We start from the raw sequence: 23,798 nt of genomic DNA, 5'->3' as shown, positions 1-23,798 counted from the left end.
CCTTCAAATTATATTGCTGTGAACAAACAGAATAATATCATTATTCACAAATTATATTATTGCTGTTGAATATATTGTATCAAATATTTTAAATCATTTCAACCAATTTCATGTTAATTGGGTGTTATTTTTTACAAATTTGAAGAGTGCTTTTTGTGTAACGTTCGTCTTGGTTTTTTGGTCAGAACTATCGCACACGGCTCTGTCCTTAAAGACATACATATGTGACTCAGCTCCAGGCGCAACCAGAATGTATATTCCGAGATGACTATATCACAGATGATGCAATTAGTCAGGATAAAAGAAGAACCGCCCGTAAAAAGGGCGGTTTTAAACTGTATATCCTACTTCTTCATATATTCTCCCAGGCTTTTTTCTTCTCCCTCGGGTGCTGTAGAAGCATACGCATAGTAAGTAAGAATATTTGAAGCATCAACTGCATTGATCATTTTATCCTGATTGACGTCGGCTGAAAGCTTCTGATCATCAGTGTACTCTCCGATCTGATTTGTGGAGATCTGTGCATAATATGCAAGTACCGAAGAAGCATCAACTGCGTCGATCTTTCCGTCAGCGTTTACATCTCCAAGCGTTTCAATTTCTGTAATTTCGGTTTTGCTGCCGGGAGCCGAACCGTAACGGAAAGTTAATCCTCCGTAAACAAGGGGGTTCTGCTCAGTCCACACAGGTATGAGCTGGTACAGTCTTACAATTGAATCCTCATCAGTAACAGACGGATCGGGTTCAACATCTATTGATGCGAGTTTAACGTAAGTTTCCCTGGTATTGCCGTCGGCGTCGGTCTCAGACTTTATATAGAACGCAAAATCATTGTTTTCAGCATTGAATTTATAATACTTTTCCGGCATATTAAGATCTGATGTGATCTTCTCAAAGTCATAATCATAGTAGTTTTTTCTATTCATATCGCTTGATTTTTCACTTTCAAGCAGATCGGTCACGCCTTTGAGCATATAGTCTTTTGGCATAACTGCTACCCATTTCCCCCGTCCGATTTCGAGTTGTGATTTTGCTGATTCTTTGCTTATATATGTCAGCTCATGCTCTGAACAATACTGCTCAAGTTCATTTTCCTCTAAAGCATATAGTTCCTCAAATGTCATTGATCCTGCTGAAGCAGCAGCCGATATTTGTGCTGTAAACGGAAGTATGACTGTTCCGATCGGTATTGCTGTGCACGTCATAGCTGCTATTATTCTTTTACATTTCATGATATGCCTCCTGTTCAACGTTTAATATTTTCTCAATGAAGTTGCACTCTGCTCATCTTCTTTATATTCTTATTGGTATGCTGTTATGAACTCATTCGGAGATCTGTGATACTCAACGGCTGTTTCGAAGACCATGTTGTACAGAGCTTTCTCAACTATAGCACCGGGATCTCCGTCAGAACCTATCCAGTCCTGAAGAATAATCTTATTAAGTATAACAGGCATACGGTCGTGAATATCTTTTACACTGCCTGCTGCATACCTGATAGGTGTCCATGGTGGTGAAAACACCTGTTGACGGATCCATATATCGTGCACGGAGATGTACTTATATTATGCCACTGGGTAAGACGTTTGTCAAGAAGAATGCCGAGGTCTATTTTGACCTCGGCTAAAAAAATGACTATTAATTATTCTTATCAGATATAAACGCTTGAATTCTTTTTCCAATAGACCCATAACTACCTAACCCATAAATAGCTGAATACTTTGGAATATGATCGATTTTTTCCCCATTGATATTAACGTAGCATTTTTTCAGAACATCCCAAAAAGCAATATCCTTATTCAAATCATCAATAGTAACTTCTGAGTATCCGATATTAGTTGCAAATCCCTTTTCCCAAAGTTGGTTGTTGACTACTTCAACATGGATTATTTCCTTTCTTTCGATCATAGTTGGACAATCCATAGTATTAGAAATATAATCATAAATATAAATAAGATTCATTCCATTCATAAACGAATTATGACTTATAACATTAGTATCTATTATTTTGCCAAAACAATAAACATTATCTTTAGGATTTAATGCAAAAATATCACCAGGCTTTAAGCTAACATTCGTTTTTTTTATTAATAATAAGTCTTTAAATTCCATATCATCAGTTCCTTATCGGTTATTCAATACCATGATCCTCTAACCATTTGTTTCCCCAATTAATAGCATCATTGTACCAATCCCTTTTTGAATTAATACTATTAATTTTGTTTTGATATTCGGGGTGCCTTTCAATCATTGCTTGTTCAATCGCTCTTGCCTCTCGTCGTGTTAAATGCGTCTCTGTAATCTCACTCAAATAATCAAATCTGGTACCATGTTGTGATTGTCTCTTAGAAACATTTTTTGTAATACCAACGTATACAGGTTCACCATCTTTTACTCCTATATACACATGGTTTTCTTTTACGCCAATATTTAATGATTCCGGAGTTTCATCAATTATTGGTATTTTAGATGAAGACTTTGGTGAAGATGAAGCTTTATACAATCCAACTCTGCCAATAGTAGTCCAGCTGAGTCTATATATACCTTGCCAAAAATTGCCTTCTCGGAATGATTGTATGGCTAATCCAGCACCTACAAAAAGGCCTGTGTAGCCTAACGATATTGCAAGTTTACCAGTAGCAAAAGAGAACGCAAACCCGGATAAGAAGCCGTTTCTGAAAGCAAGTGCTAACTGATCACGGTCGGTTACGCCTTCTGATAGTTTATCTCCTACGGATATTGTGCCACCAGCTAAACCGCAGGCAACTTTTTTCATAAAGCCCTTGAACACCCTAAGAGCAAAAGAAGAATGTGCAGCCTCTGCTTTATCGATCTCTTCACTTCCTGCCATAGCTGACAATTCTTCGTTCAGATCAGCAGAATACCCACTCGGATCACTATTCATCACAGGGTTCGCATTAGCATAAAGGTACTTATGCAGAGATACAGGATCAAATATGCTTCCCTGATAGGTGTCCATGGTGGTGAAAACACCTGTTGACGGATCCATATATCGAGCGCGGAGATATACTTATATTATGCCACTGAGTAAAACGTTTGTCAAGAAAAAAGCGGACTCGGTAGAGTCCGCTGAAAATACTATTCTTTTTTGCTTTCGTATATCGAATAGAATTCGTCAAACAACTTAAAAAACATATCAATTGCTTCATCACTGTTGTTAGAATGATTAGCGATTGTTTCAAACCAAAATTCAAATGGCGGCGTTTCATCATTAAACTTTTTTCTTACGAAATAAGAAAAATTTTTTTCAAATAATATATCGAAATCGTCCTTTTGGTTTAACGATATCTCCGCACAAAGAAAACCTTTTATAAAAAAGCCAACATCAAAAATCGAATCCAATTCTTTTTTCCCAAAATAGATACCAGGTCTATCTTTGAGTATAAAAATCAATTCAGGGATATTCATTACACGTTCCACTCCTTACATATCTTATGATGATAAATACTCATATTCGAAAAGAATAATATGATTAAACAACACGAATATATAGGTCTCCCCCTAAATCGTTAAACCATACGTCATAATCAAGCCCTCCTGTGGTAAAATTATCATATATAGTGTTGCCTATTTTTACTCCAAAGTGGTAACCGTTGTCTCCAATTAGCGTTCCTAATCTGTCGGAATAAATATTAGATGTACCTATTTCCGGTCTAGGTTCAATTTTGATAACTTCGTAATCTATTCCTTTTTTATCAAGTTGTTTAGTAAATGCGTCTTTAAACTTATCGCATTTCCCTAACTCTTTAAACTTATTAGGAACACTGTCCACAGCCTCTTTGACTTTATTCCAGAAATCCGGATCGTTTGGAGGCAGATTCCCCGACGAGCCACCGCCGCCTGAATTATTTACAGCGTTTTTAACAGGTTCCGAATAATTCTGTGCCTGTAAAATTAGTTCCTGTATTTTTTGATTCACGCGGTATACTGATAATTCGCCATTTGAAATACGAGAAATTAAATCAGCGAATGCTGGATTGTCATCAACAAGTACAGCTATACTTGTTGATGCTGCCATTATAACAGGAAGTGCAGTTCGACAAGTTATGAATGCCTTATAAATATTCATTGCCACTGAATCAGCTACACTAAATGCCTTTTCTAATATGGAATTTCCAGCTTCTCCCGCTTCCAGATCAGGAAGTGTATTATAGCCACTCGAATCGACATTCATCACAGGGTTCGCATTAGCATAAAGGTACTTATGCAGAGATACAGGATCAAATATGCTTCCCTGATAGATATCCATGGTGGTGAAAACACCTGTTGACGGATCCATATATCGGGCACGGAGATAGTAGAGTCCCGTTGCGCTGTCAAGCTGCTCGCCGCATATTTATATTATGCCATGGAACACATTGATTGTCAAGAAAAAAGCGGACTCGTGGGAGTCCGCTGAAAAAATTTATTCAAAAAACATCATACATAATTGCTTCTTTATACATTTCAATATTTGGATTAATCCAGAGTTCTTTTTCATCTGTAATTGTATGAAATCTGTAAATCCATATATTGGTGTTATCTTTAGATAAATAAGCACAAAATTCTCGATTGTATGTTTTTTTCAAACTGCTATTGAATAATTCAAAAAAGGCAAAAGCAACTTCATTTGATAACAAATGGGCATTAAATTCACAATTCAAATTAATTTCATTAAGACTTGCTTCCAATCCGACTTTATCGCCAAATATTTTTTTTATTTTTGTGTCGTCATAAATATTAAACGTAGGCTTATTAATTATAAGATAGGTGTTCAGAATACTAATTCGATCAATTAAACGATTAACTGTATTTTCTATCTCTTTGAATAATTTAGATACATCACTGTTTTGATTAAAATTATTATACAGTTTCTTCATTGGCATATTCATCTTTATCATTATTATACTCCTAACATTTTTATAGCCTTTTCTAATCCACGCTGAAATCCAGGTATCTTATTTAGTTTTTTTAATTGAGATTTAGATAATCCTTCCCATGTGTTATTATCTATATCATAATAATATTTGTTATTGTTTGCATCATGATAATGAATATTTCCAGGACGTTTGCCTGGATTCGGGTTTTCAACATCAATGCGTTCAGTTGGACCGTTTTTCCAAGTTGAAGTACTCGGAGTTTGTGTTCCATTATGCTCATTATTTCCTTTATTATTATTCTTTTTCTTATTCTTCTTATTTTTGTTATTTTTCGGATCAGGCGCAGCAGCGCCTGTACCTGATGTAGCATCTGATGTGATCTCCGCACTTACTTCCTCATTAGCCTCAGCAGAAGTCAAAAGACCACTTGCGATCTGCATGATAAATATATCATCTATTTGGAAGATATACTTCGGTACAAAATAACTATTAGCAACAAATGAACTTCTGAAGTTTTTATACACGTTCATTGCCCATGTACTATTGGAAGCAATTGCTGCCGCAATAAACGTTGCTCCAAGTACTGCCACCTGTGTGCCTGTTAAAGTTGCATATCCGCTCGGATCACTATTCATCACAGGATTTGCATTCGCATACAAATACTTATGTAGGGATACGGGGGCAAATATGCTTCCCTGATAGGTATCCATCGTTGTGAATGTACCCGTTGACGGGTTCATATAGCGAGCACGGAAATATATTTATATTATGCCATGTAACATAATAATTGTCAAGAAAAAAGCGGACTCGTGAGAGCCCGCCTGATATATAATTCTAATTCTGGATAATATAAACAATATTAAAAAGTATCTTTCTGCTGTCAAGCAGTTCAAAAAAATGCTTCATAGTAATAACACCGCAGACATTATTGTATTCTCCGCCTTCTAAACGAGGTAAAAACATTATCCGCTTTTTAGGAGAAAGAGCTTGCAGTTTTTTCATCACTGTTTTAAATGAATGATAATATTCGTCTCTTATTTTGAATACATACATTCCAGAAATCTTATCTGTCCAGAAAGGATAACTTACCTCTGAGTCAGGAATTTCAATATCTATATCTGCAATATTCATAGCGCTGTAGATACGTTTTCCTTTATCAATCTCCAAAAGGCAACACCATGCTCCTCTTTTTTCAGCCATATAGGAAAATGTGTCCTTATAGTCACCTCTTCCATAATAACGAGGATTGACTTCTATCCTTATTTTTTCAATAATCATCGGAGGGATTCTTGTTCCACCCTCCACCAAAATATCCAAATTATAAGACATTTTTTCTCCTTTCAGTATATATTCTTCTTCAATGCCATCCTTTTTTAAACTTATAGTTCACTTAGAAATTCATATATTGTGATTCCAAGTTCTATCATTTCTTGGGTTGTAGTACTTTGTAATGCAATATATCCATTTCTACTAATTAAGATGTCAGGATTTTTAATCTGATTCATAAATTTTACAAACTTTCTGTATGCTTTAATATCATTTTTGAACGCTCCTGAGTCATTTTTTATTTGTTCCGCTCTTTGAATTATTTTACCTTTAATACTTCTATGATATTCACCTTTGTTAAGACCATATTTTGACTCAATTTCATCAGATTTATAATGCTTGTAATTCTTGTCATTCTTTTTCTTCTTATTTTTATTATTATTCGGATCAGGTGAAGCAGCACCAGTACCTGATGTAGCTCCAGATGTGATCTCCGCACTTACTTCCTCATTAGCCTCAGCAGAAGTCAGAAAACCGCTCGCAATATGCATGATAAATATATCATCTATGTGGAAGATATACTTTGGTACAAAATAACTATTAGCAGCAAATGAACTTTTGATGTTTTTATACACGTTCATTGCCCATGTATCATTAACTAATACTGCTGATGCCATGACAGCTATTCCGGCTACCGCTACTTGCTGACCTGTTAATGTTGAATAACCACTCGGATCGACATTCATCACAGGGTTTGCATTAGCATAAAGGTACTTATGCAGCGATACAGGGTCGAATGTACTTCCCTGATAGGTATCCATGGTGGTGAATGTACCCGTGGTCGGATCCATGTATCTCGCACGGAGATAGTAAAGCCCCGTTGCACTGTCAAGCTGCTCGCCGCAGTAGAGATAGCTGTTTTCGGTAACCCCCGTCCTGTCGAGGAGCTCGCCCCATGCGTCGTAATTGTATGTATCGGTTACTGCTCCCGTATCGTCGGAAAGCCCTCTTACCGAACCGTGACCGTCATAGAGATACGTTGAAACTGCGCCTTTTCTCTCCTGCGAGATAAGGTCAGCACCAATGGTATACCAGCACTTCTCATTACCCTCTGCATCAAGCTCCGCGATGACCTGCGTAAGAGCTCCGCTGACATCGTTCAGATAGTATGTACAGTCGTTATCGGAGCGCTTTACTGTTCTGTTTCCCGCATAGTCATACTCGTATTCCTCGACGTAAAGGCTGCTGCCCTTCTGAACTGTTGCACGGATCATCTTGTTCTCTGCATTGTATGCATACAGAACAGACTTTGTATCAGATGTTACTGATAAAAGATTACCCGCGTCGTCATACTGATATGAAGTTCCGTTTTCAGCTATGAGCTGGTTAAGCGCATTGTAAGTATATAAGGTCTCTGCGCTGTTCTTAGTTTTGACGATACGGTTGCTCACATTGTCGTATGCGTATGTGTATTCGGTAACCTCGTCACCGACTGTTATCTTTTCGCCTGTCAGGCGGTAAAGCTTGTCGTAGGTGTATTCAACTGTCCTGTCGGTTTCCTCTGCCTTGAGTCGCTCGCCTGAAGCACCAAGGGTATACTCATATTTTGCCACAAGTCCACCCTGTTTGTCAAGTGCTTTTTCACTGATAAGGCGGTTGAGCTCGTCATAATTATAGGATATTACAATTCTGTTTGCATACTTTACTGCCGACCTGTTTCCGCAGTCATAATAGGTATAGGTGTAGGTATATCCCTTTGCATCAGTCATGCTCTCAAGCTGCGAATGGCTGTTATATGTAAATTCTGTACGATGGTCAAGGGCGTCAATGATAGCAGTGTTCCTGCCTATCCTGTCATACTCATACTTTGTTTCGCTTCCGCTTGCGCTGACTGTGGATATCAGCTCATAATTCTTGTTATAGTTGTATCTCACAACTACGCCGTTGGGATAGGTTTTCGACAGAAGATTGCCCACCTTGTCATACTCCATTTTTACTGTTCTTCCAAGCCTGTCAGTTGCGGTAAGGTTGTTTCCTTCGTTATCATATGTAAATGATACAGAAGTGCTGTCAGCATATACGATCTTTATGAGATTTCCAAGATCATCATACTTATATGATATTTGTCTGCCTTTTTCATCAGTTGTAAGAGCAATCTTTCCCATGCTGTTGTATTCGGCAGATGTAATGCTTCCGTTAGCGTCTATTATCTGTACAAGATTATAAGATCACTTTCCAACGCTAAAGCGGAATATGTGTTCCGTGTGTAACATATCACAGATAATAAGAATAGTCATAATAAAAGGAAACCCACCCGTGATGAAGGGTGGGTTTTAAAATGTATATGTTTTAATTCTTCATATATTCTTCCAGGCTCTTTGCTTCTCCCTCAGTTGTTGTTGCAACATACGCTCCGGTATATTCTTCACCATGTATCCTCTCAAACGCCACATGGTGCCTTTGATCTTTCTGATCTTCCCTGAAAGCAGAACAGGCAGTAATTCCCTTTTATCCGACAGCAGAACTCTCTGTTTTGCATTTTTGTTATATCTTTTTTCTGCGCTCATTGTCAGCTTCTACAGAGCACTTCCAAGCCTTATTGAGTCCTTTTTTGGCTCTTACACTGCTTACAGCACAGCCGACTGCTTCGTAAAGAACCTCCGTACCGCAGCAGTCAGCATGATAGTCAACTGCGCATTCTGCGCTGATACCAATAGAGCCTGCTGTCTCAGCCGCGTCAATATTGGCTCCGAGGAATACGAATTCCCAGCCCTTCTCCTCCTGCACTCTTTCAATGAGCTTCTTCACGTCCTTGTGGCTGTACTTTCTGCTGGCGTTTTCCATTCCGTCCGTTGTAATGACAAACAGCGTCTTTTCGGGAACATCCTCATCACGGGCATATTTATGGATATTTGCAATGTGGTGAACAGCGTCACCTACTGCGTCAAGAAGTGCAGTACAGCCTGAAGGAACATAGTCCCTGTCTGTAAGCTTGGGAACATCTTCCAGCTTCACTCTGTCATGTATCACATTGGAATCGTTGCTGAAGAATACAGTTGAAACAAGCGCGTCGCCCTCTTCTTTTTTCTGCTTTGCGATAAGTGAATTGAAGCCGCCGATAGTATCAGCTGTAAGTCCGCTCATTGAGCCGCTCTCGTCAAGAATGAATACCAGTTCAGTCAAGTTCTTTTTCATAATAATACCTCCGTTTTGATGTTTTCTGCGGAACCGCTTTCACGTTTCCTTTACTGTAATTACAGTATACATCATCACGGAGGTATTCTGGTCGCTTCTGAGGCGACAAATCATGAACCTATAAGACTCTGGTCAAAAGCAAACAGTGCTTCGTTGATCTCATAGATATTATAATTGCTGCGTTCAATAAAATAGCGGATTATCAGATCGAATTTCAGGCTGTCAGAGAGGGCAAAGCCTGCTTTTTTCAGCAGTTCCTCAGTTTCGCCGAGATCGAGCTCAAGTGCTATGGCAAAAGCGACTGCGGTCTGCTTTTTGGGTTTGTAGTTCTTGTCGCTGCGTATCTTGGAGAACAGCTTGCGGTCAATATTAGCTTTTTTATAGGTCTCCACATCTGTCATGCCTTTTTCGTCTATGAGCCTGAGCAGAGCTTCCGAGAAGGATTCGTCATGGGTTTTCAGCATATCTTCAAGGGCGGCGCCGGTCTCACAGCAGATATCTTCTTCGGGCATGATATTTGCAGAGCATTCTTTCATGCTTTCTTTTTTTCTGCCGAATAATCCAATTGGTTTAGCAGCTTCGGCAGTATGGTACATACCAAGAGCTATTTCGCTGTCCCTGTTCCTTCTGTCACGAGCAGCACATTTTTTTGCGTAAGCGTCGCTTATATACTGCCTTATCTCACCGACGATACCAGAGCTTACCTCAAAAGAGTCCTTATCGAATATGACGAGAGTGATATCCATATCATTTCCTTCAAGGAAGCTTCTGAATTCGGAAACAGCCACATCAAGTGCTTTATCCTTCGGATAGCCGTATATCCCCGATGATATAAGCGGAAAAGCTGCGCTATCACAACCTTTTTCCTTTGCAAGCTCAAGGGAGTTCCTGTAGCATGAGCGCAGGAGCTCCTCCTCACAGCGGTCACCGCCGTGCCAAACAGGTCCTACAGTATGTATGATATATTTACAGTCAAGAGCATATCCCTTTGTAAGCTTTGCTTCACCTGTTTTGCAGCCGCCGAGAGTTCTGCATTCCGCAAGAAGCCCGGGGCCTGCTGCATGATGTATAGCACCGTCAACTCCGCCTCCGCCTAACAGCGATGAATTCGCAGCGTTAACGATAGCGTCAGCTTTTACCTTGGTAATATCGTTTCTGATGATTCTGAAAGGCATACAATCGACCTCCCTTTTCCTATGATTTATACAATTATAACATAAATTACGATGATTATCAATATATTGTTGACTTTTAGCAGAGAAGGCAGAGATCACCTAAAAAACGGCGTAAATGATTCCCATGACATAGGCAACTGAAAGAGAGAGTATGCAAAAAGTTACTTTAGCCCGACAGCAGAACTCGCTGTTTTGCATTTTTCTTATTATATCATTTTAAGCTTGGTCAGAAAGTCGGGAAAACTAATTGCAGGAAAAAATGCAGAAAAACAACGAAAAAAACACTTCCGATTTCTCGGAAGTGCCTATTTTATGATGGTGGGAGATGGGATTCGAACCCACGGTCTTCGTGACCACAATCCTGCCAGAATAGAATGGTATAACTTCATTGTTTATCTTAGTTCATATACTTGCCTATATTTAGCCATTTTCAAATAGTAACCATTGCATCGTTTGTATCAAATACATATCTGATTATATTGCAATAACGGAAATATAACGGAAACGATTTTTCCAAACCGAATACCTGTATTTCACCAGTTACACTGAGCTGCCCATACCCTATAATGTCAATTTCGGCCACGAAACTCCGCGGGCTGTTCTTTCCTGCGGAACTATCTCATGTTGACGTCGAAAAGCAGGAGATCACATTGTTATAATACCTGGCTGGCGCACACTGTGCGCCACTATAATCTAAGAGCTAATGTATGAATACTTGAAAAGACACGTTTCGTCATTATTTGCTGTTGACAAATCTTAAAAAACAAGCTATAATATTATTCGGAGCACTACAGCTCCCTACCTCACTCCCTCATGAATATGGGGGCGTAAAGGTTTCGACGGGGGTCTTGAAGTGTGATAAGCGAGCGGAGAATGGCGTGATCTCCATAACCTGCGCCACGTTTAAATATAAACGCAAGAAATAACATTACAGTATCTACAAACGATAGAGTACTGGTAGCTGCTTAAGTCAGCTTCTGTCCACCGGGAGAGTACCGCGGCTCCTGCATGGGCATCGATGAGCGGTGAACGACTGTCGGAAGTGTCCGTGTCCGTCAGTTGTATACGGACTACCTGCGGCTTCAGCCCGTTTATCGGCGGCTGCCACGGGGAATTATAATAGGTAAAATACGCTCGTAGAAAGTTGCATGAACGGACTTTCGGACAGGGGTTCAATTCCCCTCGCCTCCACCAATGTGGTATTAAACAAACTTTATTTCTTCAATGGCGGATTTGCCGTCACTATTTTGCTTTGATACCAAAAGAAAAAGCGGTTGACTTTTACAGTCAGCCGCCTTTTTATTTGTGTGCTATAAACACATTTTTGCAGATAACAAAACAGTACTTGACAAAACAAAACATTTATTGTATTATGTTTCATAAGGCTTCTTATAGCCTAAATATTATGTAAAGGAAGTAATACAAATGAAAAACGTAATCAAAAAAATCTCGGCAATCGCAATCGCATTCACACTCCTTGGAACAGGTACAACTATTGCAAAGAATGTAAATCCAAAATCAGACAATACTCTTACAGCATCTGCCGCTTCTGTATATGGACCTGTTAATTCAATCGTTGTAAACGATGGCGATGCATCATTTTACTCAACAACTAAAAGTTACTATTATACGACGCCATTTCCGAACAGTATAATAGTATATTCAAGCAGTATGAAACCTCTTTATTGTTGTTTATCGGTAAGAAAATTAAGCATTTCATGGCATAATTGAAGGAATAGCTCTCCACTTGGAGAGCTATTTTTTATGTGAATACAGTATGTTTGAAAAAACTCTTATCATATAAAAAAGCGGCTGCACCGAGATGCAACCGCCTGTCTGTATGACAGTAAATATTGCTTGTTGTTGAAACTACTGAATGTCCTAACGCTCCAGATACCGTAACAATATCTACTCCCTGATTTACAAGGAGCGAAGCAAAGGTGTGCCTGAAAGAGTGGATTCCATGGAACGGGATATTATTTCGTTCACAGAATCGCCTAAACCATGAATATGGTATTCCGTTATACATTGCTTCACCGTTCCATTTTACAAACAACCTGTCGTTATCGATCCACTTATCACCACACTGTAAGGCCTGATTATCCTGTTCTTCTTTATAAAGCTTCAGAATTTCCATGATCTGTTCTGGGAACTTCAAAGTCCTCTGAGAACGCTTTGTTTTGGTAGTATCAGTATATGTCCCGATTTGTTTAAGGTAGTTACTTGTACGTCTTATACTGATGATATTGTTCTCGAAATCAACATCTTTCCATTCCAGGCCAAGCATTTCGCCGCGACGGAAACCACTATATATCATCAGTGTGAAAAATACTCTGAGCTGAAGCGGTTCTGTTTCAAGCAATACCAGTATTCTTTGTATATCATTTGATGTGTATATCTGCTTTTCCGTGTCATGTATCTTTGGCAGGATCACCTTCTCACACGGATTTCCGCTGACTACTCCCATTCTTGCACCATATAATAATTAATAAAGTCTTTGCAGATTATGCATATAACGTGAGAAATCCGCACCTTTCAGATTTTTACCTGTTTTAGCATTATAACCGCTTACACACTTTCCTTTGGAATCAAGTTCGAGTACTGTTCCTTCATAAATAGTGAGATTCAATACAAAATTGCCCCCTCCGCTGACAGCATAATCAAGACCTGTACCGGTAGTTAATGCCTCAGCGTAAGAAAAAGAAATTGGTAAAGCAAATCTGCACTTCACTCTGTATGCCTTTGTATTACGCGCAGCACTTGCAGAAAGCGTTGTGTCAGATTTAGGTGAGATCGTTCGGGTAATGGCTGTACCTGTTCCAATGAGTGTGAACGCCATTGCAATTGCAGATATCTTCTTAATAATGTTTTTCATTTTAAAACTTCCTTTCATTTTATAGGATTAATATGGTTTTCAGTTATTAACTAACTGCAATTTTATTATAATCATTGCTAATGCTTTTTCATTATAATTAGAGTGAAGAGAACAAAAACAGGAGTGAATGATAGTTATTAACAGTGTTATTATTAAGAAGAAACCAGATGTATTTGTAACAAATATCAATGATGCTTTTGAGCATTTGATTGAATAGGAACTATAAAGGCCTAAGATGATACAGGAAAAGGGCTTATATCAGACAAAATAGATTATTCTGCCTGATAGCAAAAAGTATTGACTTCCATACGTCACTTATTTGGCACTTACCCCAAAACGCAAAAATCCCACTAAACAACTGCCGCTATATCGCGGAAGCTGCTCAGTGGGCTGCACAAGAGCTATATAATAATCATAGTTCTCATATTTCTTATTGTCTGAAAACCCAAAATCAGGAATAAAACGCCTTTAGCGGTTTGAAGTTCTTAATCATACAAGCAATCATAATACTAACTGCAAGAGCGGTCAAACCGCCAAAATAATAAATAAATCCTATATAATCTCCTCCTAAGAATAGTCCTATGATATAAAAGAGCGGATCCATAAGCATATATATTACACCGGATAATACAGGATCAAAATGTGTTATAAAAGCTGTTGTCGGAGTTTCACGTCCCACCGGCTTAGATAATACCAGACCGCAGGCAGCTACAGCCATAATACCGTATCCCAGCATATGACCTTCATATACAAGATATCCCGATCGGCCAAGAAGGTAGAGCTCAGCTATTGCCATTCCAGCACCCACGATCCAGATAGCTATATATTTCCATGCAGCTGTCTTTAATATAAGTTCTTCTTTTTCACGAAGGAATTTACCAAGCAAGATATAAGGCAATGCTCTTGTTAACCAGTTGCCGGGTATGTATGGATACCCAAGAATGTTAAAATGTATTATTCCTGCAAATTCTCCTGAAAGCAGCATGAAGATAAGGGTAATTATCAGAACTGCTTTATAGTATCGCATAAGGTTTAATTTCTCTGCGACAAAGATAACTATGTATGCACAGATCATGGCTTCTATAAACCATATATTGCTGCCAATATAATACGGCCACAGATCCAGTACAAGGAAATTAAACAAAATACGCGGAGAAACAGAGATCTTAAGGTTATTGATAACACAAACTATTACATTGATCAGAATGTACAAAACAAGCATAAATGCAAAACATAAGAATGATCTTTTGATCTTGCGTTTTGTCTTTTCAATCCTTTTTCCTTTGTCAGCAGGCAGGATAAAATATCCAGAGAGAATATAGAAGCAAGGTATCGCAAAGCCGCTTATCGCGGAGAGTATACCAGTAGGTTCGGGAGAACCGAAATTCCAGAAACACACAAATACCATGAGTATTAATCTAAGATATGCTACTCTGCTATTCCTGTATCCCTGGGAGTAAAACAACTCTAACTGATCTTTTGTTTTTATTTCCCCTTCTAATTCCTGTTCAATTACATCTTCGTTCAAGTATTCCACCAACCTTCATCGGTATTTTTCTTTACTGTGTATTTTTCGGGAGGTGCCATAGGCATACTTAACCGAGCCAATGACGAATCACGTTTTGTTCTCGTTTGTTCCTCAGATATTCGCTCGTTGATAGCCTGTGCTTCTTCCAGTGTAGTCTCACTAATATTTCCGTCACTGATACGGTATATGCGGTCACAGAGCCTCAGCGCAGCCGGCCGATGAGTGGAGAGTATTATAAGTCTGTCAGGGTGACTATCCATTATATTATTCAACACTCTTTCTTCGGTATCGCGATCAAGGGCACTTGTAGCTTCGTCAAGCAGAAGTATGGGAGAATTGCGAAGCAAAGCTCTCGCTATGGAGATACGTTGTGCCTGTCCCTCCGACAGACCTCTTCCTCGTTCACCCAGAACACTGTTGATACCTTCAGGCATCTGCTCAACGAATTCCCAGGCGCATGCAAGCCTCAGCGCATTAGTGACCTCTTCATCAGAAGCATTTTCATTGACCATGCGCATATTTTCTGCGATAGTTCCTGAAACCAGTGTGTTTCCTTGCGGAACATATGCAAAGAAACGTCTCAGATCGGAATTCATAGGAAATTCGTCTCCCGTACCGCTTTTTAGAGTAACATTTCCCTCCTGAGGATCGAGCATTCCGAGCAGCAGGCGTATCAGCGTGGTCTTGCCTCCGCCGGATTCCGCCATTACAGCTATGATCTCTCCGGAGCTTGCATGGAAATAAGATCCGTCATACACATTTTTTCTATCATCATAACCGAAAGTAACATTGCTCATGTTTACCGTTATGCCATTGCCGACCTGTTTTTCAAGCAGATCAGCTTTCTCCGTATCATGCTCCTCACGGGGAATATCCATAAGCTCTCTAATTCTGTGAGCAGATACCGATGAATTCAGCATCCCGGGTATCGTTGCCACAAGCTTATTGAAACGGCCCGAAAGCTCCGACCTCTGCTGTAAGAAGAAGGTCATATCACCATACATTATCTGTCCTGTCCACAGTCTGTACAGACAATACGCAAACGCAGACATTGATACAACACTGGACAAAAGTGTCAGCAGGATATTGGACTTTATCTCAAATCGGTTGTAGTCAAGGTTGTACTCCTTGTATCTCTGTTGCCATTCACGGAGCTTTTTTGAATAATATCCAAAAATACCGAATGACTTTATCATGTCGAAGTTGAAAAATGTCTCAACCTCGAATCCCATCATCTTTGAGTTGAGCTCAAGAACACGCTTGCGATATTCCTTCATACGTCTCATGATGAAACGACTGAGTCCCAGTAATACCGGTGCTGATAGAAAGGCTATCAGTGCCATGACAAAGTCCATTCTCCAAAGCACAATAAATGTAGCAATAAACGTGTATATGTTAATGATCAGATTAGGTATCCAGTTTATGGCGTTTGCAGATATGGTACCGACATCACCGTTAAAACGGTTTAGAAGATCTCCGCTCGGATAGCTGCTGAGTTCCTTCCAACGCGCGTCCATGATGCGGTCGAATATGCCTGCCTGGATATCGTTGTTGACATAAATGGATATACGGGCGTTTATATAGCTATTGATGCTGGACAGTGCCAGAGAAAGCAGCAGCATTCCTACCATAATTAACACCAGCAGCCATAGTTTTTGCTGCTGCTGGCCGACGATAATGTTTATAAGGATACGGCTGACATATGCCGTACCTAACGACATGGTCGAACCAACTATACCGATAAACGTGTAAAATATAACTATCCATCGATATTTCTTTGAATAGCTGAATATCCATTTCCAGTCATCCAGGAATTCCCTTATCGTTCCATCGTGCAGACCGTCCCATAAAGTCTGCACATTGTCATTTCGGAACAGCTTATTGATTCCCGTATAAACTATTTCTTTTTCTTTTTTCTCATTCATATATTATTCCGTATCTGTATTGAGCGTATTATACGCTGTCAATGCCGCTTCGGGAAGCATATTGCATTGCAGACGGTATAAAGGTATACGGCTGCCGAGTTTTACTATCAGTGCAAGCGTCTTTTCCACTCCGCTTTTGTCGTTCGGACGGTAGCTCTGCTGTATGAGCGTCGGGAGCACTTGCGATAGTGTTGTATGCTTTATGCTGTTCTCTGCGCCTCTTTCAAGAAAAACTATGCCGCAGAGCTTCACACCCACATTCTTTTGCCATCCCTCTTTGCCTGCCCAGGGTGTACCGTAAACGGTTACATCTTCTCCGATATGTATAAGCGGCTTGTCACCGTTAACCACATAGCTGCCCTCGATATTGTCGAGCCAAAGCTTGATATGAGTAGTCTTGCCCGTACCTGAAGGCGCAGTGAAGAGCCAGGCTTTATCCTTTACTGCTACGACAGCACCATGCAGTAAAAAGGTATCGCGCTCAAGCATCTGAGTGGCTATCTGGCGGTATACAGCAAGGGTTTCGAGGTATGAATCGGGATAATCAACTGGAATAATGCCCTCCGTTTCGGCCTCTCGAATACTTTTAACCCGCTCAAGCTCAATATCGGCAGGAGCGGGTGAAATACACAATTCGGGCGCACCGTCTGTGAGATAATCCCGGCAAAGCCTGAATACCTCATCATAGATGCTGTTTATAGCTATATTGACGTCAGCAAGACGTATCTTAAATTCCATACTACTTTCTCCCGAGTGAAATAATTTTTTTAGCAGCTGAACGAGCCTTGTTCTTTACACGCAGCACCTTGAAACGCATCTTATACGGAGCGCACCAGAATTTTTCATATACGCCGTACTTTATCCCCTGCAAAGGTATCGGCTTGCTGCCGCGCTGTGCGGAAACAACGATTCCGAGAATATCAGCCAGCGGAACAATATCGGCGCTTGTACAATTGTCTCCCGCAATGATATAATTGCCGTCCTCACGTCTGCCGACGATACGGTGAAGAACATATTGCATACCATTCGGGCCAGGTCTCTTGAAAAGAACGATATCAAGATTCTTAAGCGCTTCAGCAGCACATTTTTTTATGATAATAGCGTCGCTGTCAGCGTGAAAAAGAGGGCGCATACTCACGCCCTTTATTGTTATCGTTATCCTGCCGGCGCGTTCAAGCTCACTTTCGTAAGAGGTTGCCATCATATTTTCAGCAGCCCTTCCGCATTAAGCTGATTGAGGAAATCCGCAAGAAGCTTTCCAATCTCATCAGGTGTGGAATCGTTATATTTTTCACAGAGTGCCTTATGAATTTTTTCAGGAGTTGTGTCCTCCGCCAGCATTTTTATTATTTCAGCCGCCGTTTCATTCAGACGAAGCATACCATGGAATTTCGCGCTGTCCTCACCGACAGCTACAGCGCTTATCTCATCATCAAGTTCCATTACTGCCATTTCAACCGCAAGTTTCATTTTTTCACCTCAAAAAAACTTGCAGCTGTGAGCCGCGCCCACAGCTGCAAGCAGCATGATTAAAAAAATTTGATGTACTTTCTGTACTTTTACTGCTTATGCCAAGCACCGTTCTGAGCTGTATAATTACCATTCCACTCAGTGTATAAACCATCAGCATCATTACCATCTACAATTGTCTTTAAGGTAATATTGTTAGTTCCATCAGTGAAAGTCATTTCCGGATAGAAGAAACTTGTGTTGTCGTTTGTCAATTCTCCTTTAAGCTGATCAATTGTAGCATCCACAGGTACTCCATTCTTAAGATGAAGGTGTGCGTCACCTACAGTTCCTGTACCCAAACCACTCCAAGTACAAATTCTATGACTGCTTGCAACAATTATGTCGTCTTCCTTGAAACGTACTACGTCCATTCTAGGTATTGCCATCCTACCCATAAAAAAACTCCTTCCAAATCTCTAAATAATTTGTAATAATACATGTAGTATAACTAATAATATTAATTACTCTACCATTTTATCATATTAATTATAATAAGTCAAGTGCTTTTTTATCACTTTATGAAAAAACGTAAAAACACCGCAAAATCTAATTCTTTTTTTTGCAATATTACGGAAATAATAATTATATATACCTGTGGTGAAATATAAGCGGTTATATCGATGATATATGCACTACGTATCTGCGACGCTTTAATTATTTCTCTTTAGAATATATGTGCCCCTCTTTTGATATGATCTGTACAAAGAGTGATTTTTTATTGAAAATACGTAAAATAAACGTAGTTTATAGTTAATTGGATGAAATATGTTGCGGCTACTTGACCGCGGTAATCGGATATGATATAATTTAAAAATGAATATTTATAAATGATGGTTTTTATTGATTGCTCTGTCGTTTCATCGAAAAAGAACACTCAGAAGTTTAGTGTGTTGTGATTACCAGATTTTACGACAGCTGAGATTGAAAATATGAAAGGATTCGTACTAAGATGAATAATACTTATTCAATTAAAGATATTATTAAACTTCTGCTGAATCATATCAGGCTAATTGTTTTTTTCTCTATTCTCGGTGCGATAGCTGGATACTGCATATCAAAGTATGCTATTCCGCTGAAATATTCTTCTCATATCACCATGTATGTGCAGAGCTATACCAGTATTTCAGAAAATACAGATAATATCAATAATATCAGCAACTCCAAGCAACTTGTAAATACCTATATCGAAGTGTTAAAGGACGAAGCTGTCATGGAGGCAGTCAGCAATCAGCTTCTCGATCAGTTCGATATAAATACCATTGCAGAGAATTTCAGCATAAATCCTGAGGGGCGTATCTCACCCGCCTCAATCAGAAGTTGTCTGACAATTACTTCTGTATCAGATACGTCTGCTATTAATGTAACAGCAACTGCAAAAAATGCAGAGGTAGCCTCTTATATCTGCAATGCACTTACCAAGGTTGCACCGCAGTATATGGAAGAGGCAGTCGGGGTCGGTTCTATAAATACGATCGGTACCGCAAAAACTAATTATGGTCCTGTTTCACCTAATAAATCAAAAAACACTATGGCCGGCGGAGCAGTTGGATTTATGCTAATTGTTTCCATTATTTTCATAATTGACTTCTTTGACAATACAATCAAGGATCCGGACACTTTGAAGGAAAAATATAAGAAGGCTATTATTGGTGAAATTCAGCAACTAGATGAAAATGGAACAAAAAAGAGGAAACATTCTGAGGAAAGTGAATACTTCAAGTTGACGGATAAGAACGTTCCATTCTGTATAGTAGAAAACTACAAGTCTATCAGAACTAATTTGTCATTTGCATTATCTACAAATGAGAATAAAATTTTTGCTGTATCTTCATCAAAACTTGGCGACGGAAAATCCATTACCTCTGCCAATATTGCCATAGCTATGGCACAGAGTGGCAGCAAGGTACTTCTGATAGATGCAGATATGCGAAAAACGAATCAGCATAAAATATTCAACCTGAAGAATAAAAAAGGTTTGTCCACTGCGATAAGTAAAATGGATCCACTTCATAAGTGTATTCAGAAAAACGTGATGGCAAACCTGGATGTTATGACGGCCGGTCCCATTCCTCCAAACCCTTCTGAACTGCTTGCGTCTGAGCAGATGGCCAGCATTTTAGATGAACTGAGCATCCAGTATAGTGTAATTATCATTGACACTCCGCCTGTCAATATCGTCACCGATGCAATGGAACTTGCAAAGAATGTTTCCGGTATCGTTATGGTTGTACGATATGGTTTTACAACAGATGAAGATTTAAAAACCGCTAGTAAGAGGATTGAGTTAGCCCAGATGAACATGCTTGGCTTTATTTTGAATGGTATCAAACCACAAAAGAATAACAGCTATTATTCTAGGTATAGGTATGGAAGTAAATATTATTACAAAAAAGGTTACGAAAACAGTTATGATCACGGATATTATGGAAAGAAACCAGAAATGAATCTGAAACACACAAGTTAAAAGGTAACCGCCCAATAATACCACCTTTAAATGAAAGATCCCCGAGCTGCGGCTCGGGGATTACTGAGTCAATCCCAAATTCTGTGTAAACGAAAAATAGTGCAATAAAAGAGTATATGATGAGACCGATTGTGAAAGCAGTCGGTCTTATCTGCATATTAGCACATGATTATTTGATTGTCAAGATGAAAATGTTATTCGGATATCCTGTCACCATAGTAGATCACAAGCTGAGCATAGATACGGCTCCAGTCCTGTCGGCGACCGGTCCATTTTTTCGTGATGTCCTTCATGGCCAAATACAGCATTTTGAAAAGGCTGTCATCGGTCGGGAATACGGACTTCGCCTTAGTCACTTTCTTCAGCTGACGGTTGAAGCCTTCTATGGTATTGGTCGTATATATCAGCTTTCTGAGCTCCTGTGGGAACTTGAAGTAGGTGCTGAGATTAGGCCAGTTTTCGTACCATGACTTTGATATCTTGGGATATTTGCTGTCCCAGGCTGCTGTAAAGGAGTCAAGAGCGTCCAGAGCAGCTTCCTCGGTAGCGGCAGTATAGACCTTTTTCAAATCAGCCATAAGAGCCTTGATGTCTTTGTAAGAGACATATTTGCTCGAGTTTCTGAGCTGATGAATTATGCAGTTCTGTATATCAGTTTTCGGAAACACAGCCTCTATCGCCTGAGAAAAGCCTGTCAGATTATCTGTGCAGGCGATAAGAATATCCTCAACGCCTCTGTTACGCAGACTATTAAGCACGCCTGCCCAGAACTTAGCACTTTCATTTTCGCCTACCCACATACCGAGAACATCCTTCCTGCCGTCCATATTAACGCCTATCGCTACGTATACAGCCTTCTTGATGATCTGCCCCTCGCTGCGAACATGATAATGGATAGCATCAAGAAAAACAACTGCATATACGCTTTCGAGCGGTCTCTGCTGAATATGTCGCTCCAAAATGAACACTTCGGCCGCGCAGGTTGAACAGTGTCGTCGGCAAGAATGAACACTTTCGTCGCGTGAAGTGAACAGCAACTCAAAATGATTGCGAAAATCATCAATTTCACGATAGAATAGTGTTACACGCAAAAGCGTGAATACTATTGAAGGAGGTCATAGAAATGACCAATTATCGTGAAATTCTGAGGCTCAGCTGTCTCGGACTTAACAAAGCACAGATCGCAGGTGCCTGCGGATGTTCAAGAACTACAGTAATTAAGGTTCTGAACATTGCTGCTGCACAAGGATTGAGCTATCCTCTGCCTGATGGAATGTCAGACAAGCAGCTTGCTGATACCCTCTTTCCTGCAAATGCAGCAAAACCGGAGTACAAGATGCCCGACTATGAGTATGTGGCACATGAAATGCAGAAAAGCGGAGTTACGCTTAATCTTCTCTGGCTTGAATACTGTGAGCAGTGCCGCAATAATGGAGAACTGCCGTATCAGCTTACTCAGTTCAAAAAGTATTATCGTGACTACACTGAAAAAAACAGTGCAACAATGCACCTTGAGCATAAGCCGGGAGAGATAATGCAGGTAGACTGGGCAGGAGATACAGCACACATTATCGATACAGATACAGGCGAACCTATTCCGGTATATGTATTTGTTGCAACTCTTCCTTACAGCGGATATTCCTACGTTGAAGGATTCTTATCTATGGATCAGGAATGCTGGATGACTGCTCATGTAAATGCTTTAAAATATTTCGGCGGAGCTGCCAAGATAATTCAGTACGATAATCTGAAAACAGGCGTGGATAAACACAGCAGAAACGAAGTAAAACTCAACCGTGCATACAGTGAACTTGCTGAGCGTTACAACACAGCGCTACTTCCGTGCAGGGTACGCTCTCCAAAGGATAAAGCAATGGTAGAAGGCACTGTAGGCGTCATATCTACATTTATTCTTGCAGCACTGCGAAACAGACGATTTCTTTCGCTTGCGGAGGTGAATAAAGCCATATCCGAAAAACTTTATGAATTCAATCATAAGCCTTTTCAAAAGCGTGAAGGCAGCCGTGCAATAGCATTTGAAGAAGAACGAGCTTTTCTTATGCCGCTGCCGTCAAGGCCATATGAGCTTGCGGTGTGGAAGATAGCTACTGTTGCTCCGAATTATCATATTTCTATTGATAAGATGAACTATTCCGTTCCTTATGAATATATCAAAAAGAAAGTTGATGTCCGTCTTACAAAAATGACAGTTGAAGTCTTCTATGACGGAAATCGTATATGCTCACACCGCAGACTGTACGGAAGAGCCAATCAGTACAGCACAAATGAAGAGCATATGCCAGCTGATCATCAGAAGTACATTCAATGGAACGGCGACCGCTTTATCAAATGGGCTTCAAAGATAGGAATCAATACCAAAACTGTTGTGTCAGCAATACTTACAGGATACAAGGTCGAACAGCAAGGCTACAAAGCTTGTATGGGACTATTAAAGCTTACTGACAAGTATTCTCCGGACAGGCTTGAAAACGCCTGCAAAAAAGCTCTCAGCTTTACACCACGGCCTTCATACAAGAATATTCAGGTGATACTCTCTTCAGATCAGGACAGGCAGGAAGAAATCGTTGCAGAGAAGACTGAAAATACAGAGCAGTACGGCTTCACAAGAGGCGGTTCCTACTATGGAGGTGTAAAGTAATGCTGACAGAGAACACTATCACCAAGCTTCAGGAAATGCGCCTGAGCACCATGGCGAACGCATTCAGAGAACAACTTTCAGATCCAAATATATCAGAACTATCGTTTGAAGACAGGTTCGGACTTCTTGTGGATAAAGAATGGGCAACCCGTAAAAACAACCATCTCACAAGGCTTATCAAAAAAGCTAATTTTGCAGATACAGGCGCATGCGTAGAGGATATCGCTTATGACAAAGCTCGAAAGCTTGACAAGGCTCAGATAGTGATTATTTCACGTTTAGGAAAACATCAATTCGCAACAAGGAAAACGGTAATCCG

The 23,798-nt window shown here is 39.9% G+C and carries 22 protein-coding genes, 1 other RNA gene and 2 pseudogenes; 5 read left to right on the top strand and 20 right to left on the bottom strand.

The window, feature by feature from the left end; genetic code table 11:
- Positions 1-344: 344 nt before the first annotated feature.
- The 11 genes and pseudogenes from Q0Y65_RS05865 to Q0Y65_RS05815 all read right to left on the bottom strand — a co-directional run bounded on the left by Q0Y65_RS05865 (position 345) and on the right by Q0Y65_RS05815 (position 10,516).
- Complete coding sequence (locus Q0Y65_RS05865; RefSeq protein ID WP_297958129.1) at positions 345-1,232, bottom strand: dockerin type I domain-containing protein; 888 nt, start codon at positions 1,230-1,232, stop codon at positions 345-347.
- 406 nt (positions 1,233-1,638) lie between these two features.
- Complete coding sequence (locus tag Q0Y65_RS05860; protein ID WP_297958128.1) at positions 1,639-2,112, bottom strand: Imm26 family immunity protein; 474 nt, start codon at positions 2,110-2,112, stop codon at positions 1,639-1,641.
- Between the two features lie 19 nt (positions 2,113-2,131).
- A pseudogene (locus Q0Y65_RS05855) lies at positions 2,132-3,016 on the bottom strand (hypothetical protein); the annotation flags it as partial.
- Between the two features lie 83 nt (positions 3,017-3,099).
- Positions 3,100-3,429, bottom strand: a complete 330-nt coding sequence (locus tag Q0Y65_RS05850; RefSeq protein ID WP_297958126.1) for a hypothetical protein — start codon at positions 3,427-3,429, stop codon at positions 3,100-3,102.
- Positions 3,430-3,493: 64 nt separating this feature from the next.
- A complete protein-coding gene (locus Q0Y65_RS05845) occupies positions 3,494-4,357 on the bottom strand; it encodes an RHS repeat-associated core domain-containing protein (protein WP_297958431.1) in 864 nt (287 codons plus the stop codon).
- A gap of 73 nt (positions 4,358-4,430) precedes the next feature.
- Positions 4,431-4,901 (bottom strand): hypothetical protein, encoded by a 471-nt coding sequence (locus Q0Y65_RS05840; protein WP_297958124.1) that lies wholly within the window; start codon positions 4,899-4,901, stop codon positions 4,431-4,433.
- Between the two features lie 2 nt (positions 4,902-4,903).
- On the bottom strand, positions 4,904-5,641 hold the full coding sequence (locus Q0Y65_RS05835; RefSeq protein ID WP_297958430.1) for an RHS repeat-associated core domain-containing protein: 738 nt from the start codon (positions 5,639-5,641) through the stop codon (positions 4,904-4,906).
- A gap of 73 nt (positions 5,642-5,714) precedes the next feature.
- Positions 5,715-6,209, bottom strand: coding sequence for a hypothetical protein (locus Q0Y65_RS05830; protein ID WP_297958122.1), 495 nt, complete (start codon positions 6,207-6,209; stop codon positions 5,715-5,717).
- A gap of 50 nt (positions 6,210-6,259) precedes the next feature.
- The gene (locus Q0Y65_RS05825; RefSeq protein ID WP_297958120.1) at positions 6,260-8,311 is read right to left on the bottom strand and encodes an RHS repeat domain-containing protein; all 2,052 of its coding nucleotides are present in this window, start codon (positions 8,309-8,311) and stop codon (positions 6,260-6,262) included.
- A gap of 379 nt (positions 8,312-8,690) precedes the next feature.
- Positions 8,691-9,341 (bottom strand): vWA domain-containing protein, encoded by a 651-nt coding sequence (locus Q0Y65_RS05820; protein ID WP_297958118.1) that lies wholly within the window; start codon positions 9,339-9,341, stop codon positions 8,691-8,693.
- A 110-nt stretch (positions 9,342-9,451) separates the two neighbouring features.
- A complete protein-coding gene (locus tag Q0Y65_RS05815; RefSeq protein ID WP_297958117.1) occupies positions 9,452-10,516 on the bottom strand; it encodes an O-acetyl-ADP-ribose deacetylase in 1,065 nt (354 codons plus the stop codon).
- Between the two features lie 821 nt (positions 10,517-11,337).
- On the opposite strand from Q0Y65_RS05815, the gene ssrA reads away from it, so the two are divergent.
- Positions 11,338-11,710: a transfer-messenger RNA gene (gene ssrA, locus Q0Y65_RS05810) on the top strand.
- A gap of 231 nt (positions 11,711-11,941) precedes the next feature.
- Complete coding sequence (locus Q0Y65_RS05805) at positions 11,942-12,247, top strand: hypothetical protein (RefSeq protein WP_297958115.1); 306 nt, start codon at positions 11,942-11,944, stop codon at positions 12,245-12,247.
- Between the two features lie 31 nt (positions 12,248-12,278).
- Here the strand turns inward: Q0Y65_RS05805 and Q0Y65_RS05800 are convergent, their stop codons facing one another.
- The 8 genes from Q0Y65_RS05800 to Q0Y65_RS05765 all read right to left on the bottom strand — a co-directional run bounded on the left by Q0Y65_RS05800 (position 12,279) and on the right by Q0Y65_RS05765 (position 18,751).
- Positions 12,279-12,983 (bottom strand): site-specific integrase, encoded by a 705-nt coding sequence (locus tag Q0Y65_RS05800; protein ID WP_297958114.1) that lies wholly within the window; start codon positions 12,981-12,983, stop codon positions 12,279-12,281.
- A gap of 18 nt (positions 12,984-13,001) precedes the next feature.
- The gene (locus Q0Y65_RS05795) at positions 13,002-13,391 is read right to left on the bottom strand and encodes a hypothetical protein (protein ID WP_297958112.1); all 390 of its coding nucleotides are present in this window, start codon (positions 13,389-13,391) and stop codon (positions 13,002-13,004) included.
- Positions 13,392-13,842: 451 nt separating this feature from the next.
- Complete coding sequence (locus tag Q0Y65_RS05790; RefSeq protein WP_297958110.1) at positions 13,843-14,919, bottom strand: acyltransferase; 1,077 nt, start codon at positions 14,917-14,919, stop codon at positions 13,843-13,845.
- Positions 14,916-16,844 (bottom strand): ABC transporter ATP-binding protein, encoded by a 1,929-nt coding sequence (locus Q0Y65_RS05785; RefSeq protein ID WP_297958108.1) that lies wholly within the window; start codon positions 16,842-16,844, stop codon positions 14,916-14,918. Before Q0Y65_RS05785 ends, Q0Y65_RS05790 begins: the two co-directional genes overlap by 4 nt.
- A 3-nt stretch (positions 16,845-16,847) precedes the next feature.
- The gene (locus Q0Y65_RS05780; protein WP_297958106.1) at positions 16,848-17,582 is read right to left on the bottom strand and encodes a hypothetical protein; all 735 of its coding nucleotides are present in this window, start codon (positions 17,580-17,582) and stop codon (positions 16,848-16,850) included.
- 1 nt (position 17,583) lies between these two features.
- Positions 17,584-18,048: a S24/S26 family peptidase gene (locus Q0Y65_RS05775; protein ID WP_297958104.1), complete on the bottom strand. Its 465-nt coding sequence runs from the start codon at positions 18,046-18,048 to the stop codon at positions 17,584-17,586.
- Positions 18,045-18,314: a PqqD family protein gene (locus Q0Y65_RS05770; RefSeq protein WP_297958102.1), complete on the bottom strand. Its 270-nt coding sequence runs from the start codon at positions 18,312-18,314 to the stop codon at positions 18,045-18,047. Before Q0Y65_RS05770 ends, Q0Y65_RS05775 begins: the two co-directional genes overlap by 4 nt.
- 89 nt (positions 18,315-18,403) lie before the next feature.
- Positions 18,404-18,751, bottom strand: coding sequence for a hypothetical protein (locus Q0Y65_RS05765; RefSeq protein ID WP_297958100.1), 348 nt, complete (start codon positions 18,749-18,751; stop codon positions 18,404-18,406).
- 554 nt (positions 18,752-19,305) lie between these two features.
- Between Q0Y65_RS05765 and Q0Y65_RS05760 the strand changes: the two genes are divergently transcribed.
- The gene (locus tag Q0Y65_RS05760) at positions 19,306-20,820 is read left to right on the top strand and encodes a polysaccharide biosynthesis tyrosine autokinase (RefSeq protein ID WP_297958098.1); all 1,515 of its coding nucleotides are present in this window, start codon (positions 19,306-19,308) and stop codon (positions 20,818-20,820) included.
- Between the two features lie 194 nt (positions 20,821-21,014).
- Here the strand turns inward: Q0Y65_RS05760 and Q0Y65_RS05755 are convergent.
- Positions 21,015-21,764, bottom strand: a pseudogene (locus tag Q0Y65_RS05755) (IS256 family transposase); the annotation flags it as partial.
- A 179-nt stretch (positions 21,765-21,943) separates the two neighbouring features.
- Between Q0Y65_RS05755 and istA the strand changes: the two are divergent.
- Together istA and Q0Y65_RS05745 are read left to right on the top strand one after the other, a co-directional pair.
- Positions 21,944-23,479, top strand: a complete 1,536-nt coding sequence (gene istA, locus Q0Y65_RS05750; protein WP_297958096.1) for an IS21 family transposase — start codon at positions 21,944-21,946, stop codon at positions 23,477-23,479.
- Positions 23,479-23,798, top strand: a 320-nt coding sequence (locus Q0Y65_RS05745) for an ATP-binding protein (protein WP_297958095.1), incomplete at its 3' end; no start/stop codon positions are given. The genes istA and Q0Y65_RS05745, both read left to right, overlap by 1 nt.

This window comes from uncultured Ruminococcus sp. (assembly GCF_947301925.1).
Classification (GTDB): domain Bacteria; phylum Bacillota; class Clostridia; order Oscillospirales; family Ruminococcaceae; genus Ruminococcus.
The sequence above is the reverse complement of the archived record's forward strand: the minus strand, read 5'-3'. Positions and strand labels throughout refer to the sequence as shown.